We start from the raw sequence: 18,353 nt of genomic DNA on the forward strand, positions 1-18,353 counted from the left end.
CCGACAAGCCGCCGATGCCCAGGCGCAGCGTCGTATAGAGAATCCACACGAGCCACAACAGACCGAATGCCATCGCCGCCAGCGACATGGTCAGCGCAAGCGCGTTCTTCATTCGACGGCGGCCTTGCAGACGCACGCGCATCGCTTCGAGCGCAGCGGCGTCGGTCGAGCCCGGCATATTCAACGTGGACTGGCTCATTTCGCGCCCTCCCCTTTTTCGAGGCGAAGCAGCATGATCTTCGAAATCGACAGCACGATAAAAGTAATCACGAACAGGATCAGGCCGAGCTCCATCAACGCCGACGTGTGCAGGCCGGGATCCGCTTCCGCGAATTCATTGGCGAGCGCCGACGTAATGCTGTTGCCCGGCGAAAACAGCGAGATGTTGTCCAGCAGATTGGTATTGCCGATCACGAACGTGACCGCCATCGTCTCGCCGAGCGCGCGGCCGAGGCCCAGCATGACGCCGCCGATCACGCCGCTCTTGGTGAAGGGCAGCACGATCTTCCACATGACTTCCCAGGTCGTGCAGCCGATGCCGTAGGCCGATTCCTTCAGCAGCACCGGGGTGACTTCGAACACGTCGCGCATCACCGAGGCGATGTACGGGATGATCATGATCGCGAGAATCACGCCTGCGCACAGGATGCCGATGCCGATCGGCGGCCCGCGAAACAGCGCGCCGACGAACGGAATGCCGCCGAGCACCGCGCCGAGCGGCTTCTGGAACCACGTCGCGAAGATCGGCGCGAACACCAGCAGACCCCACATGCCGTACACGATCGACGGGATGGCGGCGAGCAGTTCGATGGCGATGCCGAGCGGGCGGCGCAGCCACGCGGGCGCGAGTTCGGTCAGGAAAAGCGCGATGCCGAAGCTGACCGGCACCGCGATGATGAGAGCAATGATCGACGTGGCGATCGTGCCATAGATCGGCACCAACGCGCCGAACTGCTTGCTGGGTGGGTCCCATTCGGCGGTCCACAGGAAGCTCAGGCCGAACTCCCTGATCGACGGCATGGAAGCGATGATCAGTGAAACGATGATGCCGCCGAGCAGCAGCAGTGTGATGATGGCGGCGAAGCGCGCCAGGCCGCCGAAGATCACGTCGCCGGCGCGGCTGGGCGCCTTCTGCTGCGACGTGCTGCCGGGCGGGGTGGCCCTGCTTGCGCCAGACGCTAAATGGATATCGGACATGAGAGCCTGATGGACCTGTTTCCAGTTGCCGTATGACACGTGTCGTGCGGCCAGTAATGCTCGGGTGAATACCGGGACGAGGCCCAGGGTAATGCCATTGGCCGTCCCCACCTGAGGACGGCCAACGTGTTACGTGATGCTGTTGCCTACCGCAAAGCTTAGTCGGCGATCGCCTTGCCTGCCGAATCCTTCACCTTCGACTTCCACTGCGTGCGGATTTCCGACACGACCGAATCCGGCAGCGAGATGTAGTCCAGATCGTTCGCGGCTTGCGTGCCGTTCTTGAACGCCCAGTCGAAGAATTTCAGCGTTTCAGCGCCTTGTGCCGGCTTGTCCTGCGCCGTGTGCAGCAGCACGAACGTCGCACCGACGATCGGCCATGCGTTCTTGCCCGGCTCGTTCGTCAGGATCTGGTAGAACGACTTCGACCAGTCCGCGCCCGCAGCCGCTGCCTTGAAAGTATCCGTCTTCGGCTCGACCACCGTGCCCGACGAGTTCTTCAACGCGACGTAGGTCATGTGGTTCTGCTTCGCGTACGCCCATTCCACGTAGCCGATTGCGCCCGGCAGACGCTGCACGAAGGCTGCGACGCCGTCATTGCCCTTGCCGCCCGTGCCGGTCGGCCAGTTGACCGTCGAACCTTCACCGACCTTCGACTTCCAGTCCGCGTTGACCTTCGACAGATAGTTCGTCCAGATGAAGCTGGTGCCCGAACCATCGGCGCGGCGAACCACGGCGATGTCGGTATCCGGCAGCTTGAGCTTCGGGTTCAGCGCAACGATCGCCGGATCGTTCCACTTCTTGATCTTGCCCAGGTAGATGTCGCCGAGCACTTCACCCGACAGCACCAGTTCCGACGGCTTCACGCCCGGCACATTGACGACCGGCACCACGCCGCCGACCACCGTCGGGAACTGGAACAGGCCTTCCTTGGCGAGTTCGTCGTCCTTCAGCGGAGCGTCCGAACCGGCGAAGTCGACCGTCTTTGCGACGATCTGCTTCACACCGCCCGACGAACCGATACCCTGGTAGTTCACTTTGCCGCCGCCGGACTTCTGATAGGCGTCGGCCCACTTCGTGTAGATCGGTGCTGCGAAGGTGCTGCCCGCGCCGGTGATGTCTGCGGCTTGCGCTGCGATCGCGAAAAGCGCGCCAGCGACGCCAGCGAACACGGTTTGCATCAATTTCATGAGACCTCCAAGGTGTGAGCGGTGTGAGCGAGTAACACGAACACCGCGAAGCTTAGAGTCTCTTTATGACAAAAACGTGACTAATCGTGAAGCGCGCGTGACAGTGGGGTTACTGAAATGAAAGGGTTTGGACGGTTAAAGCGACGGCTTGGCGGCGTTGTCGCGCTTTTAGGAAGATTAGGTGAAAAAGATGGGGTACGAACGTTTGCGCGGGATGAGGCGGTAAAGGAGGTGAACGCTTGGCGGGAAAACAGCTGAGGGTTTTTTCGGTCGGATGCTCGACTCGCGGCGGCTGACCGCGAGTGACCGCGATTAGCGGCTCGGCAAGCGGCGGGGCGATATCCTGTCGCCTCGCCGCTTGCTCGCCCAAAGCGTCGCTTACGCGGTGGCCTGCTTGACCGCTTCGGCGATCGCTTCCGAATGAAGCACCGCGTCGTCGACATTCTCGGCCTCGACCATCACGCGCAACACCGGCTCGGTACCAGACGCGCGGATCAGCACGCGGCCGCGGCCATTCAGCGCGCTCTCGGCGTGGCCAATCGCGCGACGGATCGCGTCGCTGCCCTTCCAGTCCGCGTCCGGCTTCATGCGCACATTGATCAGCTGCTGCGGGAACAGCGTGACGCCATCGAGCAGATCAGCGAGCGATTTCCCGCTACGCTGCATCGCCGCGAGCACCAGCAAGGCGGAGACGATGCCGTCGCCGGTCGAATGGCGGTCGAGGGAGAGGATATGGCCGGAGCCTTCCGCGCCGAGTTGCCAGCCGTGCTCGCGCAGTTGCTCGAGCACGTAGCGATCGCCCACCGCCGCGCGGACGAACTTCACGCCCGCTTCCTGCAGCGCCACCTCGACGGCCATATTGGTCATCAAGGTGCCCACTGCGCCGTCCACGTTGCCGTCGGTCGCGATGCGGTCCTTGACCAGGACATACAGCAGTTCGTCGCCGTTATACAGGCGGCCAGCGGCGTCCACTACCTGCAGACGGTCGGCATCGCCGTCGAGTGCAATGCCGAGGTCCGCGTGATTCGCGCGCACCGCGCGCACCAGCGCATCCGGCGCAGTCGCGCCGACGCCGTCGTTGATGTTGAAACCGTTGGGCGAAACACCGATCGGGATCACCTCGGCACCGAGTTCATGGAAGACGTGCGGCGCGACGTCATACGCGGCGCCATGCGCGCAATCGACGACCAGCTTCATGCCGCGCAGGTCGAATGCGGCCGGGAACGTACTCTTGCAGAACTCGATATAGCGGCCGGCGGCGTCATCGAGGCGCCGCGCCTTGCCCAGTTGCTCGGAGGCCGCACAGGCGAGCGGCAGATTGAGCTGCTCTTCGATCTGCGCCTCGACCTCGTCCGGCAGCTTGTTGCCGTCGGCGGAAAAGAATTTGATGCCGTTGTCATAATACGGATTGTGCGAAGCGCTGATGACCACGCCGGCGGCAAGCCGCAGCGCGCGCGTCAGATAGGCGATGCCGGGTGTCGGCATCGGGCCCGCCAGCATCACGTCGACGCCGGCCGCCGAAAAGCCCGACTCGAGCGCGGCTTCGAGCATGTAGCCCGATACGCGCGTGTCTTTGCCGATCAGCACCGTTGGCCGAGTGGTCGATCTGGCCCGGCGATCCGCTCCCGCCAGCACCTTGCCGGCTGCATAGCCCAGCCGCAGCACAAATTCCGGCGTGATGGGCCCTTCGCCGACCTTGCCTCGAATCCCGTCCGTTCCGAAGTAACGACGCGCCATATTTTTTCTCCCTCGTTTTGCTGTGGGTTCAACCACGTGCGCGGCCGTGACTCGCCGCGTCGCGCATGGCTGCCCATACTTTCAATGCGTCTGCTGTTTGCGCAACATCATGCACGCGCAGAATCGCAGCACCCCGTTCGGCCGCGCACACGGCGGCGGCAACACTACCTGCGATGCGCTCGGCGGCCGGACGCCCAACCACTGCGCCGATCATCGACTTGCGCGACGTGCCCGCGAGAATCGGATAAGGCGGCACGGCTTGCGGCGCTGTGTCCGGCAGATGCGCGAGCAACTGGTAGTTATGTTCGATCACCGCCTTGCCGAAGCCGAAACCCGGATCGACGCTAATGCGCGCACGCGCGACGCCCGCTTGCTGCAACGTCGCCACCCGCTCCTCGAGGAAACGCCGCACCTCGCTCACGACATCCTCATAGGCGGGCTCGCCGAGCTGCATGGTCTGCGGCTCACCGAGCATGTGCATCACACATAACCCACATGCACTATCGCGAACCGCGTCGATCGCACCGGCCATCCGGAAACCCCAGATGTCGTTGATCAGATCGGCGCCCGCGCTCAATGCCTCACGCATCACTGGCGGTTTGTACGTATCGATCGACAACGGCACGTTGGCCCCGCGCAATTGCTCGATGAGCGGAATCACGCGCTCCAGCTCTTCGTCGAGCGGCACTGGCGGCGCACCGGGGCGGGTCGATTCGCCACCGATGTCGATGATGTCCGCGCCCTCGATCATCATGCGCTCGGCCTGACGCAGCGCGTCGCCGCGCATCGCATATTGGCCACCGTCGGAGAAGGAATCGGGCGTGACGTTCAGAATACCCATGATCAACGGGCGTTCAAAGGTCAGCTTGAAGCGGCCGCATTGCAGCGGCTCGGGAATGGGAGGGGAAGATAGATCGGCGTTCGACACGTAGCAACACTTCACGTAAAACGGATAAATGCAAAACGGGCCGGTGTGAAACACACCGGCCCGCACTTTCTACTGATCGCCTATCAGGCCGGCGCGGTTGCGCTACCCGGCTTGACCTCGGTGCCCGGGCTGCCGCCCGACGAGGCGTCGCTTGCCGACGGCGGCGAGCTCTTCGGCGAACGCGGCGGACGGCCGGCCATGATGTCGTTGATCTGATCGGCGTCGATCGTTTCCCACTCCATCAGTGCCGCGGTCATCGCTTCTACCTTGTCGCGGTTTTCATCCAGCAGGCGCTTCGCGAGGTTGTACTGCTCGTCCAGCACACGGCGGATTTCCGCATCGACCTTCTGCTGCGTCGCTTCCGAAATGGTCCGCGTGAAACCACGGCCAAACGGCGTTGCATCGTTTTCGTCGTCGACGTAGACCATCGGTCCGAGCGCATCCGTCATGCCGAAGCGAGCCACCATGGCGCGAGCCGTCTGCGTCGCCTTGTTAAAGTCGTCCGAAGCGCCGGTGCTGATCAGGTTCAGGAACAACTCTTCCGCCACCCGACCGCCGAACAGGATCGCAAGGCGATCGAGCAGATAGTCCTTCGAGTACGTTTCGTTGTCATGCTCCGGCAGTTGCCACGTCACACCCAGCGCACGGCCACGCGGAATGATCGTGACCTTGTGCACCGGATCGGCCTTCGGCAACAGCTTGGCGATCACCGCATGGCCCGACTCGTGGTAAGCCGTCGCGCGCTTCGATTCTTCGCGGATCACGGCAGACTTGCGCTCCGGACCCATGAAGATCTTGTCCTTCGCATCTTCGAAGTCCGTCATTTCGACGATGCGCTTGCCGCGACGAGCCGCGAACAGTGCCGCTTCGTTCACGAGGTTCGCCAGATCGGCGCCCGAGAAGCCCGGCGTGCCGCGCGCAATCACTGCCGCGTCGACGTCGTTCGAAATCGGCACCTTGCGCAGATGCACCTTCATAATGTGTTCGCGGCCGCGGATATCCGGCAGACCGACATACACCTGACGGTCGAAACGGCCCGGACGCAGCAACGCCTTGTCGAGCACGTCCGAGCGGTTCGTTGCAGCGATCACGATCACGCCCGAGTTCGCTTCGAAGCCGTCCATCTCGACGAGCATCTGATTCAACGTCTGCTCGCGTTCGTCGTTGCCGCCGCCCATGCCGGCGCCACGATGACGACCGACCGCGTCGATTTCGTCGATGAACACGATACACGGTGCGTGCTTCTTGGCCTGCTCGAACATGTCGCGCACACGAGCCGCGCCGACACCGACGAACATTTCCACGAAGTCCGAACCCGAAATGCTGAAGAACGGTACCTTCGCTTCGCCAGCGATCGCGCGTGCCAACAGCGTCTTACCCGTTCCGGGAGGGCCCACCAGCAGCACACCACGTGGGATGCGCCCGCCCAGCTTCTGGAATTTCTGCGGGTCGCGCAGGAAGTCGACCAGTTCTGAGACTTCTTCCTTGGCTTCGTCGCAACCGGCGACGTCGGTGAAATTGATCGCGTTGTTGTTCTCGTCGATCAGGCGCGCACGGGATTTGCCGAACGAGAACGCTCCGCCTTTCCCGCCCCCTTGCATCTGTCGCATCATATAGAACCAGAAACCGATGATCAGGATCGTCGGCCCAAGGTAGTACAGCGCGGACACCAGCGCATTGGGTTCGTCGTCAGCCTTGCCGCTCACCTGAACGCCATACTTCATCAGATCGCCGACCATCCAGATGTCGCCGGGCGACACGATCTGGTACTTCTGGCCGTCTGCTGGAGTGACCGTGAGGTTCCGCCCCTGGACAATGACGTTCTTGACTTTGCCGGCCTTCGCGTCGTCCATGAACTGCGAATAGGAAACGCCTTCCTGGACACGGGGCTTGTCGAACTGCTTGAACACCGTAAACAGCACCAGTGCGATAACCAGCCACACTGCTGCCTTCGAAAACATATTGTTGTTCAAAGCACCACTCCTTCACTTAGACGGGCGCCTACATTTGCCTTGCGGCACCACGAAAGCATTCTAATCCAGTCCGCAAACCCCTGCCATAAGGTTTCGCTACCACAAAAATAGCGCAGCGTGCCAATCAAGCGCCAACTAGAGCGCCGGAGGCATTTTATCGGCAGATGCGGAACCGTCCTGCAGCGCCCTATGCGGGCCGCTTGAGATGCTTACCCAAAATAAACGTTTCTGACGATTTATCCCGCGACGCTTTCGGCTTGCGGGCCGCCACCACCTTGAACTGACGCTTGAACTTTTCGACAATCTGACTATAACCGCTGCCGTGGAAGCATTTGACTAAAAGGGCGCCATCCGGTTTCAGGTGATTTTGTGAGAATTCCAGCGCGAGATCGCATAAATGCTCGATTCGCGCAGCATCCGCCACCGCGACTCCCGACAGGTTGGGCGCCATATCCGAAATTACAAGGTCAACCTGGCGTTCGCCGACCAATTCTTCCAGTTGGCCCAGTACCGAGTCTTCGCGGAAGTCGCCCTGGATGAAGTGAACGTCGGCCACAGGCTCCATCGGCAGCAGATCGAGCGCGATGATCGTGCCGTCGATACCGCCTTCGCGCTCCGCATCGCGCTGCGAGCCTTTGGCGAGCTTGTTGCGCGCGTACTGGCTCCAACTGCCGGGCGTGGAACCGAGGTCGACGATCACCTGCCCCGGACGGATCAGCTTGTCCTGCTCGTCGATTTCCTTGAGCTTGTAGGCTGCGCGGGCGCGATAGCCCTCCCGCTGCGCCATTTTCACGTACGGATCGTTGATGTGGTCATGCAGCCACGCGGTATTGAACTTGTTTTTTGCCATTAAAGATTGAACTCTTGCTGCGTGGTGACGCGCTTTAGGGGATAATACGCGGTTAATTCGCGCGGCCACCGCCAAACTGACGGTCATCCGCGATTCTGTTGTTCTGACGCGCCGCCCTGTTGAATCGACCGATCGAGCAAATCGATCGGGAACGCAGGTGCCGCCATTTTAGTCGAGTCTCCCACTTTCCATGCCCGCCCTCAAAGTCTCTTCCGACCAACGCGCCGAGTTGCGCTCCCAGGCACATGCGCTCAAACCGGTCGTGCTCGTCGGCGCCGAAGGCTTGACCGACGCTGTGCTCTCCGAGATCAAGGTCCACCTTGGCGCTCATCAGCTCATCAAAATTCGCGTGTTCGGCGACGAACGCGAGGAACGCATCGCGATCTATGAAGAGATTTGCGACAAGCTGAACGCCGCGCCGATCCAGCACATCGGCAAACTGCTGGTGATCTGGAAGCCGGAATCGGCTCAACCGGCGGCGAAGTCGAAGCGCGGTGCCCTGCCGAGCGCCCGCGAAGCGGCCGTCGAGGCCAAGCCTGGCAAGGGTCGCGCGCCACGCGTTGTCACAGTCGTCAAACCCAGTGAAATTCCGATGCGCAAGCCGAAGGCAAAAGCAGTCGTGGTGCGCGGCAATGAACGCGTCACGCAAGGCGGCAACATCAAGCGCGCCAAGAAGCGTCAAACCAGCGCGAAGCGCTCGCATCAGTCGTCGAAGTAAGCAGGTGGCACGAGGTGCGGGAAGGTCCGCACCTTGAGCAACACTGGTCTGGAATGCGGCGGAATGTCCGCCCAAGAGGCTTCGGCAAAGTCATCGCTCGGAAAGAGCGACTAGCAAGGGTAAGCAGTAGCCGCCCAAGCTGCTTCAGCCCGCCACTTTCCCCGCAGCATCGCGAGCGCCCTGCGCCGCCGTCGCCGCACCGGTGCTCGCTGGCAGCTTCCACACGAGCGCCACGCCAAGCAGGCTTTCGATCAGATAGAACACGCTCGACACGCCGTGCAGAATGCCGAAGCGTGCCGCATAAACCGAATGCCCTACGTCGGTGCCCGCTTCGAGCGCGGCCTCACGCATCGCATTCATGAACGGCTGCAGCGCGAAGTAACCCACCAGCACGCACACCAGCATGCCCGCGATCAACCAGCGCAACCGCCGATACGCCTCACTGCCGCGGCGAACCAGCACATTCGCGAGACCCAGCAGCAAGATGCCGCACACCACACCCACGACGCCCTGAATGCGGAACAGTTGCGCCGCCACCGCGCCTGCCGAAATCCGGTCGAGCGACGTGAAAAGCACTGGCGCGACGGCATAGCCGATAGTCAGCAAACTACCGACCCACACCACCGTCAGAAGACGGAAAAACCGATGTGGCATCTGGAACTCCCGGGCCACCCTCAAACGTAGCTGACCGCGATGATTTCGTATTCGCGGACGCCGCCCGGCGCCTGCACCGACGCAACGTCGCCTTCCGATTTGCCGATCAAGGCGCGCGCGATCGGCGAGCTGATCGAAATCAGGCCATGGTCGATGTCCGCTTCGTCGTCGCCGACGATCTGATATTTGACCGACGCACCCGACTCCAGGTCTTCCAGTTCCAGCGTCGCACCGAACACCACACGGCCGTCCGCGTCCACCTTCGACGGATCGATCACCTGCGCGCCGGCTAGCTTCGATTCAATCTCGGCAATCCGGCCTTCGATAAAGCCCTGCTTTTCCTTCGCAGCGTCGTATTCCGCGTTTTCCGACAGGTCGCCCTGGGCACGCGCTTCCGCGATCGAGTTGATCACTGCCGGACGTTCAACCGATTTCAGCCGCTGCAATTCGTCGCGCAACATGTCCGCGCCGCGCTTAGTCAATGGAATAGTGCTCATAAACAACTCTAGAGGCAAAAAACAGCCGTAAAAAAAATCACCGCGGTTAAGTGCATTCCGCAGGGACTTGTGCCATGGAGCATAACTCCGGCCCCAGCACCTGCGGAACGCCGCTTAACCGCGGCACGTACATCCTGAGACAGAAACTCGAAGCCTTAGTTTAGGCGAGCGTGGAGTCCTTGTAAATCATAGACTTCCAGGTTCTTCAGATAGCGCAAACCTTCCACCGCAGCCCGTGCGCCGGACATCGTCGTGTAGTACGTGACCTTGTTCGCCTGCGCGCTCATGCGAATCGAACGTGAATCGGCGATCGCGGCGCGCGTTTCGTCGACGGTCGTGAAGACCAGAGCGATTTCGCCGTTCTTGATCATGTCGACGATGTGCGGACGGCCGTCCTTCACCTTGTTGACGACCTTCACCGGCACGCCGGCCGCTTCGATCGCAGCAGCCGTGCCCTTGGTCGCGACGATCGGATAACCGAGTTCGTGCAGCATGCGCGCGACTTCGACGGCCTTCGGCTTGTCGGCGTCCATCACGGTCAACAGCACCGTGCCCGACTCCGGCAAACGCGAACCCGCCGCGAGCTGCGACTTGAAGAGCGCCTCGCCGAATGTCTGGCCCACGCCCATCACTTCACCGGTCGAACGCATTTCCGGTCCGAGCACCGGGTCGACGGCCGGGAACTTGACGAAGGGAAACACCGCTTCCTTCACGCTGAAGTACGGCGGGTCGATTTCCTTGGTCACACCTTGATCGGCAAGCTTCTGGCCGACCATCGCACGCGCCGCGATCTTCGCGAGCGGCAGGCTGGTCGCCTTCGACACGTACGGCACCGTACGCGACGCACGCGGGTTCACTTCGAGCACGTAGATGACGTCTTCCTTCGAGCCATCCGCCTGCGGGACTTGCTGAATCGCGAACTGCACGTTCATCAGCCCAACCACGTTCAACGCCTTCGCCATCGCCCCGGTCTGGCGCTTCAGTTCAGCGACGGTTTCCTGCGACAGCGAGTACGGCGGCAGCGAGCAAGCCGAGTCGCCCGAGTGGACGCCCGCCTGTTCGATGTGCTCCATCACGCCGCCGATAAACACGGCTTCGCCATCCGAGATGCAATCGACGTCACATTCGATCGCGTCGTTGAGGAAGCGATCGAGCAGCACCGGCGAATCGTTCGACACCTTCACGGCCTCGCGCATATAGCGCTCGAGGTCGCGCGGCTCGTGGACGATTTCCATCGCGCGGCCACCCAGCACATACGACGGACGCACCACCAGCGGATAGCCGATTTCGTCGGCGAGCTTGAGCGCTTCGTCTTCCGCGCGCGCGGTGCGGTTCGGCGGCTGACGCAGGCCGAGGTCCTGCAGCAGCTTCTGGAAACGCTCGCGGTCTTCGGCCGCGTCGATCATGTCAGGCGACGTACCGACGATCGGCACACCGTTCGCTTCCAGATCGAGCGCGAGCTTCAGCGGCGTCTGCCCGCCGTATTGCACGATCACGCCGACCGGCTTTTCCTTGTCGACGATCTCGAGCACGTCTTCGAGCGTCAGCGATTCGAAGTACAGACGATCCGACGTGTCGTAATCGGTCGAAACGGTTTCAGGGTTGCAGTTGACCATGATCGTTTCGTAGCCGTCTTCGCGCATCGCGAGCGCAGCGTGCACGCAGCAGTAATCGAACTCGATGCCCTGGCCGATCCGGTTCGGGCCGCCGCCCAGCACCATGATCTTCTTGTTGCTGGTCGGATTCGCCTCGCACTCTTCCTCGTACGTCGAGTACATGTACGCGGTTTTCGTGGCGAACTCGGCCGCGCACGTGTCGACGCGCTTGTACACCGGGCGCACGTTCAGCTCGATACGGCGCTGACGCACGTCCGCCGGCTTCGCGCCGAGCAGTTTGGCCAGACGGCGATCCGAGAAGCCGCTCTGCTTCAGATACTTCAGTTCTTCCTTCGAGAGGCTCGCGAGCGTGCGACCGGCCAGCGCCTTTTCCTTCAGGATGATCTGTTCGATCTGCGCGAGGAACCACGGGTCGATCGCGGTCTCCTCGAAAATCTCCGCGGCCGTCATGCCGACGCGGAACGCGTCGCCCACGTACCAGATGCGGTCCGGACCGGCTTCGCCGATCTCGCGGATGATCTCGTCGCGGTTATCGGTCTTTTCGTCCAGACCGTCGACGCCGACTTCAAGACCGCGCAGCGCCTTCTGGAACGACTCCTGGAAGGTGCGTCCGATCGCCATCACTTCACCGACCGACTTCATCTGCGTGGTCAGGCGCGAATCGGCTTCGCGGAATTTCTCGAATGCGAAACGCGGAATCTTGGTGACGACGTAGTCGATCGTCGGTTCGAACGACGCCGGCGTCTGGCCGCCCGTGATTTCGTTCTTCAGTTCGTCGAGCGTGTAGCCCACTGCCAGCTTGGCCGCGACCTTGGCGATCGGGAAGCCGGTCGCCTTCGACGCCAGCGCCGACGAGCGCGACACGCGCGGGTTCATTTCGATCACGATCATCCGGCCGTCTTTCGGATTGATCGAGAACTGCACGTTCGAGCCGCCCGTATCGACGCCGATTTCACGCAGCACGGCCAGCGAGGCGTTACGCAGGATCTGATATTCCTTGTCGGTCAGCGTTTGCGCCGGCGCGACGGTAATCGAGTCGCCGGTGTGGATGCCCATTGGATCCAGATTTTCGATCGAGCAGACAATGATGCAGTTGTCCTTGGTATCGCGGACCACTTCCATCTCATACTCTTTCCAGCCGAGCAGCGATTCTTCGATCAGCAGCTCGCGCGTGGGCGACAGGTCGAGACCACGCTTGCAGATCTCTTCGAATTCGTCGCGGTTGTACGCGATGCCGCCGCCCGAGCCGCCCAGCGTGAACGACGGACGGATCACGACCGGATAGCCGCCGCTGCCGGTTTGCGCAGCGATCTCCGCCTGCACCTGCAACGCTTCTTCCATCGAATGCGCGGTGCCCGATTTGGCCGAGCCGAGACCGATCTTCGTCATCGCGTCCTTGAACTTCTGGCGGTCTTCCGCCTTGTCGATCGCTTCCGGCGATGCGCCGATCAGCTCGACCTCGTACTTCTCCAGCACGCCGTGCGCGTGCAGATCGAGCGCGCAGTTCAGCGCCGTCTGGCCGCCCATCGTCGGCAGGATCGCGTCCGGACGCTCCTTCGCGATGATGCGCTCGACCACTTCCCACGTGATCGGCTCGATGTAAGTGACGTCGGCCGTGTTCGGGTCGGTCATGATCGTCGCCGGATTGCTGTTGACGAGAATGACCTTGTAGCCTTCCTCACGCAGCGCCTTGCATGCCTGCGCGCCCGAGTAATCGAACTCGCACGCCTGGCCGATGATGATCGGACCCGCGCCGATGATGAGGATGCTCTTGATGTCTGTCCGCTTGGGCATAACGCTCTCGCTAATGTATTCCTGAATTCTTTCCGTCGGCGCGCGGCGGTGTTACGTTGCGCGCGCTCTGCTTTGCTCTGTTCTGTGCGGCTCGCCGTCTGTGCGCGCGAGTCGCCTCGCGAACCACGCTATCGCTGAAACGGGCCCGCGGCGCGAGGCTGCTGCGCTGCCTTAAGCCGCTGCGCTCTTGCCGCCCTTCTGTGCGTCCATCAGCGCGGTGAAGCGGTCAAACAGATAAGCGATGTCGTGCGGGCCGGGCGATGCTTCCGGGTGCCCCTGGAAGCAGAACGCCGGCTTGTCGGTCAGCGCGAAACCTTGCAGCGTGCCGTCGAACAGCGACACGTGCGTGGCGCGCGCGTTGCCGGGCAGCGTGTCGGCGTCGACCGCGAAACCATGGTTCTGCGACGTGATGACCACGCGGCCGTCGTCCAGATCCTTTACCGGATGGTTCGCGCCGTGGTGGCCGGTCTTCATCTTCATGGTCTTTGCGCCGACCGCGAGGCCCATGATCTGGTGACCGAGGCAGATGCCGAAAGTCGGGATGCCGCGCTCGATCAGTTCTTTCGTGGCCGCGATCGCGTAGTCGCACGGCTCCGGATCGCCGGGACCGTTCGACAGGAACACGCCGTCCGGGTTGAGCGCCAGCGCGTCGGCCGCGCTTGCCTGCGCCGGCAGCACGGTGACGTGGCAGCCGCGTTCGGCCAGCATGCGCAGGATGTTGAACTTGACGCCGTAGTCGAATGCCACCACGCGGTACTTCGGCGCATTCTGCTTGCCGTAGCCGGTGCCCAGACGCCATTCAGTCTCGGTCCAGTCGTAGGTTTCCTTCGTCGACACGACCTTCGCGAGGTCCATGCCCGAAAGCCCGGGGAACGAGCGGGCGAGTTCGATGGCCTTGGCCTCGTCGTCCGAGCCGGCCAGGATTGCGCCATTCTGCGCGCCCTTGTCACGCAGAACGCGGGTCAGCATGCGGGTGTCGAGGCCGGCGATGGCGACCACGCCTTCGTCCTGCAGGTATTGCGGGAGCGTGCGCTCCATGCGGAAGTTCGACGCGAGGACCGGCAGATCGCGAATGATCAGGCCGGCGGCATGGACTTTCGTAGCTTCGACATCTTCGGCGTTCACACCGACGTTGCCGATATGCGGATACGTGAGGGTCACGATCTGGCGCGCGTAGCTCGGGTCAGTCAGGATTTCCTGATAGCCGGTGATAGCGGTGTTGAACACGACTTCGCCGATGGTATGCCCGGGGGCGCCGATCGAGTAACCACGAAAGACCGTGCCGTCGGCGAGCGCGAGCAGAGCGGGAGAAAATGACGGCAACACGGGAGACTCCTTGGGGGAACACCCTGTTGCCGACCTGCCTATCCGACTGCGAGCCGCAGCGAAACACATCCACGGGATGCGCGCGCAGACTCGCTCGCGACCTGCTGTTGAACGTTGCAAGGGGTGTGCGATGGTCCCAATGCATCCATTGAGTGGACGGATCGGCCAGACGCGGGGGCCCTTCTTGCTACGCCAATGGCGCGCGGCGGATGAACGGTATGGGAGAGGTAGGCGCTAGGGTGCGGGTTGATAAGCTCAAACCTTGAAATTATAGCCTGAAAACGCCTTTCCCTCCAAATCCGAGATGGCAGGCCAGCACGGGGAAAGGCTGCGGCAACGCGCCCAAAGCCTTGCGGGACAAGCCCGCGCGCCGTCGAACAGATTTGCGCGATGCGAATTGGCATAGCGGTGAAATTTACGCCCGCCACGCGCACTGTTGCGCCTCGCGGCTCAGGCCTGCCGTTCGGCGCTCACTTCTGACGGCCGAACTGTCTTCCGGCTCGGTAGCGCGTACCAGATCGCGCTCAGCACCTGCAACGCCATCAGAAGTCCCCACGCGGTCATATGCGCGGCCTGCGGATAGTGCCCGCTGCTCGCCGGCCAGTGCGACAGGACCGCGCCGACGCCAATCTGAAAGCCGAAAATCAGCAGGAAAATAATCAGCGTCAGGGTGGTATTCACCCGGCCTATCATCTGCGCCGGAAAATGCCGGGCCATCACCGCGTAGCTGAGAATGCCGGTGCCGCCGAAAATCCCATATGCTGCCCACAATAGACCCGCCGGCAGCGGCGCCTTGAACATGATCAGCAGCTGCGTGAGCACATACAGCGCCATGCCGATGCCGCAAAACGCCTGCAGCGAGACGCCGCGCCGTTCGAGACCGCGCGCCGCCGCGCCGAAACCGACGCAGCCTGCCATCATCGCGAAGCCCAGAACCGACACCAGCGCCGCGGCTTGTTGCGGCTCGAAACCCTGCACGTCGCGCAGCCACGCGCCGACCCACAGCGACTGCATCGCATAGAAGACGCCTTGCGTGACGACCGGGAACGACGCGATTTTCCAGAACGCCGCGCTGCGCAGAATATGCAAGGTGCCCTTGAACTGCGCGCCGAGGCTCGCCTGGTGGTGGGTTTCCTTCGTGTCCGGCGCGAGCGTCCATTGTGCGAGAGCGACCATCACGGTCAGCAGCCCCAGTCCGATACAGACCGAACGCCAGCTCGCGAAACCCAGCACCCACGTCAGCGGCGAACCCACCATCACGCCGCCGAAACCGCCGATCGCCATCACCAGCCCGTTCATCAGCGGCAGGCGCGCCGTCGCGAAATGCTGCGCCAAGGCCTTGAAGGCCGCGCCAAGACACACGGACACGCCGACTCCGATCAGCAGCCGCCCTACCATCATCATGCCGACGCTCTGCGCGGCGCCGAACACCCAGATGCCCAATGCGGCGAACAGCAACGTGGCAGCCGTCACCCGGCGCGCGCCGAAGTGATCGAGCAGCACGCCCGCCGGAATTTGCGCGCCCGCGAAGCCGAGGAAATAGAGGCTCGTCAGCAAGCCCAGATCGGTCGCCGACAAGCCGAGGTCGTGCGTGATGAATGGCGCGAAGCCGAGGTTGACGCCACGAAACACATAGGAGACGAAGTAGCCCGCGGAAAACAGAAAAAAGACGCGCAGTTGAGTCGACGACATAAGCTTCGCTAGGAACGACCGACGTGGCCAAAGCACGAAAGATAAAGGAAATACGCGAGATTCGCCTTGAAATGCTCGGCAGAATGAAAAACGCCGTCACCACGGGTGACGGCGTTGGCATAAATACGGTACATGATCGGCGCGGCATTCATGCGCTGCCCGCAGCGCATGGGGTCACTACCGTCGGGACCGCTATTGGTCTACTTACCCTTCTTCGCGTTGGCCACGGTCTTCGGGCGGCTCTCTGCCGCGGCCTTCGCCTTGGTGGACGTGGAAGCCGACACCTTGGTTACCTTGACCTTGCTGGCACTGGATGCCGTCGGCTTGCTGACCTTCCCTACCGGCTCGGAGACTTTCACGACGTACCGGCCACGACCCTTCTTTTTATCGTAGCGCGATTCGCCACGGGTGTCTGAGACGCGGGTGCCGATCTTTTCGACGCCGCCGCCCTGAACGTCGGTTGCGATACGCTCCGGACCTGGCTCGCTCGGCATGGCCTTGCCTACCGGCACGTGCAGCACGATCACCTGACCACGCGACACCTGCTCGCGACGCGTACGGTTCCACGCCTTCAACTGACCGACCGACACACCGTAACGCACCGCGATCGCCGCCATCGACTGACTGCGGCGCACGCGGATCAGCATCTTGCGAGTATCGGGAACATCGGGCTCCATCGCCAGCACCGCGCTTTCGGCGACGTCGGCGCTGATGTCTTCGTCGTCGTCCGAACCGCGTGGCACGACGATCGTGGAGCCCGGCTTCAGGCGCATGCCGGCAGGAATCTTGTTCACTTCCATCAGCGTGTCGGCGTCGACGCCGATCTTCTGCGCGATCGCCGCGGGCGTCGCGCGCTGGTCTACCGTGTACGTGGTCCACGACGACAGCGAGCCGGAATACGCCTTCAGATTGCGCTCGAACGCGCTGGCGTTGTCGAACGGCAGCAGAATCTGTGGCTGCGTTGCGCCGAGAATCACCGGCTTTCTGAACGACGGATTCAGCGAGCGAAATTCATCCGTCGACAGATTCGCGAGCTTCGCGGCCATTTCCACGTCGATATCGTGCGACGTGGTCACCGTGACGAAATACGGGTGATTCGGAATCGACGGCAGCGTGAGTCCGTACACCTGCGGGTTCATCACGATGTTCTTCACCGCCTGCAGCTTCGGCACGTAGTTGCGCGTCTCGTTCGGCATGCGCAGGCTGAGGTAGTCGGTGGGCAGACCCGCCGCCTCGTTGCGCGCGATCGCGCGCTGCACGTTGCCCTCGCCCCAGTTGTAGGCGGCGAGCGCCAGCTGCCAGTCGCCGAACATGTCATGCAGCCGCGACAGATAGTCGAGCGCGGCGCTCGTCGACGCCAGCACGTCGCGGCGCTCGTCCTGCCACATGTTCTGCTTGAGGTTGTAGGTGCGCCCGGTGCCCGGCATGAACTGCCACATGCCGGCGGCTTTCGCGACCGACAACGCCTGCGGGCTATACGCCGATTCGATGAACGGCAGCAGTGCGAGCTCGGTCGGCATATGCCGCGCTTCGAGCTCTTCGACGATGTGATAGAGGTATTTCTGCGAGCGCTCGGTCATGCGCTGCACGTAATCGGGACGCTGCGCATACCAGTTGGCCTGCATGTCGACGAGGTCGGTCTGCAAGTCCGGCATCTGGAAACCACGGCGAATACGGCCCCACAGATCGGCGTCCGGGCTGGTCAACTGGCTGACCGAACCCTGATCGACGTTGATCGTTTCTTTAGCGGTGGCTGTCTTGCGAAGTGCGTCGGCTACGGCTTGCTGGCTGGCGGGATGGGTTGCGGTGGAACTGCTCGTTGCCGGTCCTTGACTCGCGCAAGCGGCGAGTGTCAGGACCAATAACGCACTGAAGATAAATCGCATGAACGTCTCGGCTTCCACAAGGGCTGGAATTTGCAGCCGATAGTACGAAACGGCAACGTTTACGTCAATCGGAAACTTAGTAAAAAAATCAAGGAAATCTTGGGCTTGGCGAATTTTTCCGATTTTTAGCGTGAAGAGCGGCTAATGCGGTGCGGATCAGCGGAAGCGGTTCTTCCATTCGCGCATCAACGTGAAGGCCGTCAGCCGGTCGGGCACCTTTGCATGCAGCTGCTCCTGAAGGCTCGCCTGCACCGCCGGCTGGTCCGCGCGCAGGAACGGATTCACCGCGCGCTCG

Annotated in this window: 14 protein-coding genes and 1 pseudogene; 1 reads left to right on the forward strand and 14 read right to left on the reverse strand. The window is 62.3% G+C overall.

What is annotated here, in order from left to right; translation table 11 throughout:
* The 7 genes and pseudogenes from pstA to CIC12_RS04425 form a co-directional block, all read right to left on the reverse strand.
* A pseudogene (gene pstA, locus CIC12_RS04395) lies at positions 1-199 on the reverse strand (phosphate ABC transporter permease PstA); the annotation flags it as partial.
* A complete protein-coding gene (pstC, locus tag CIC12_RS04400) occupies positions 196-1,197 on the reverse strand; it encodes a phosphate ABC transporter permease PstC (protein ID WP_168662525.1) in 1,002 nt (333 codons plus the stop codon). The gene pstC and the pseudogene pstA, both read right to left, overlap by 4 nt.
* Before the next feature lie 158 nt (positions 1,198-1,355).
* Entirely contained in the window at positions 1,356-2,387 is a 1,032-nt protein-coding gene (gene pstS, locus CIC12_RS04405; RefSeq protein WP_168662527.1) for a phosphate ABC transporter substrate-binding protein PstS, read from the reverse strand.
* 378 nt (positions 2,388-2,765) lie between these two features.
* Entirely contained in the window at positions 2,766-4,124 is a 1,359-nt protein-coding gene (glmM, locus tag CIC12_RS04410) for a phosphoglucosamine mutase (RefSeq protein WP_168662529.1), read from the reverse strand.
* A 28-nt stretch (positions 4,125-4,152) separates the two neighbouring features.
* Positions 4,153-5,052 carry a dihydropteroate synthase gene (folP, locus tag CIC12_RS04415; protein ID WP_168662531.1) on the reverse strand — a complete coding sequence of 300 codons (900 nt, stop codon included), beginning with the start codon at positions 5,050-5,052 and terminating at the stop codon, positions 4,153-4,155.
* An 83-nt stretch (positions 5,053-5,135) separates the two neighbouring features.
* Entirely contained in the window at positions 5,136-7,025 is a 1,890-nt protein-coding gene (ftsH, locus tag CIC12_RS04420) for an ATP-dependent zinc metalloprotease FtsH (RefSeq protein ID WP_168662533.1), read from the reverse strand.
* Positions 7,026-7,212: 187 nt separating this feature from the next.
* The gene (locus tag CIC12_RS04425; RefSeq protein WP_121315280.1) at positions 7,213-7,875 is read right to left on the reverse strand and encodes an RlmE family RNA methyltransferase; all 663 of its coding nucleotides are present in this window, start codon (positions 7,873-7,875) and stop codon (positions 7,213-7,215) included.
* 190 nt (positions 7,876-8,065) lie between these two features.
* Here CIC12_RS04425 and CIC12_RS04430 point away from each other — a divergent pair, with 190 nt between their 5' ends.
* A complete protein-coding gene (locus CIC12_RS04430; protein ID WP_168662535.1) occupies positions 8,066-8,593 on the forward strand; it encodes a YhbY family RNA-binding protein in 528 nt (175 codons plus the stop codon).
* Positions 8,594-8,737: 144 nt separating this feature from the next.
* Here CIC12_RS04430 and CIC12_RS04435 read toward each other — a convergent pair whose 3' ends face one another.
* The 7 genes from CIC12_RS04435 to CIC12_RS04465 form a co-directional block, all read right to left on the reverse strand.
* Positions 8,738-9,247: a DUF4149 domain-containing protein gene (locus CIC12_RS04435; RefSeq protein WP_168662537.1), complete on the reverse strand. Its 510-nt coding sequence runs from the start codon at positions 9,245-9,247 to the stop codon at positions 8,738-8,740.
* A gap of 20 nt (positions 9,248-9,267) precedes the next feature.
* Positions 9,268-9,744, reverse strand: coding sequence for a transcription elongation factor GreA (gene greA / locus CIC12_RS04440; protein WP_121315283.1), 477 nt, complete (start codon positions 9,742-9,744; stop codon positions 9,268-9,270).
* A gap of 155 nt (positions 9,745-9,899) precedes the next feature.
* Positions 9,900-13,154, reverse strand: coding sequence for a carbamoyl-phosphate synthase large subunit (gene carB / locus CIC12_RS04445; protein WP_168662539.1), 3,255 nt, complete (start codon positions 13,152-13,154; stop codon positions 9,900-9,902).
* A gap of 171 nt (positions 13,155-13,325) precedes the next feature.
* Positions 13,326-14,480 (reverse strand): glutamine-hydrolyzing carbamoyl-phosphate synthase small subunit, encoded by a 1,155-nt coding sequence (gene carA / locus CIC12_RS04450; protein WP_168662541.1) that lies wholly within the window; start codon positions 14,478-14,480, stop codon positions 13,326-13,328.
* Between the two features lie 450 nt (positions 14,481-14,930).
* Entirely contained in the window at positions 14,931-16,172 is a 1,242-nt protein-coding gene (locus CIC12_RS04455; protein WP_168662543.1) for an MFS transporter, read from the reverse strand.
* A gap of 200 nt (positions 16,173-16,372) precedes the next feature.
* The gene (locus CIC12_RS04460; RefSeq protein WP_168662545.1) at positions 16,373-18,058 is read right to left on the reverse strand and encodes a transglycosylase SLT domain-containing protein; all 1,686 of its coding nucleotides are present in this window, start codon (positions 18,056-18,058) and stop codon (positions 16,373-16,375) included.
* A gap of 156 nt (positions 18,059-18,214) precedes the next feature.
* On the reverse strand, positions 18,215-18,353 hold a 139-nt coding region (locus CIC12_RS04465), incomplete at its 5' end, for a hydroxyacylglutathione hydrolase C-terminal domain-containing protein (protein WP_274597540.1).

Source organism: Paraburkholderia sp. SG-MS1 (genome assembly GCF_012275575.1).
Lineage (GTDB): Bacteria > Pseudomonadota > Gammaproteobacteria > Burkholderiales > Burkholderiaceae > Paraburkholderia.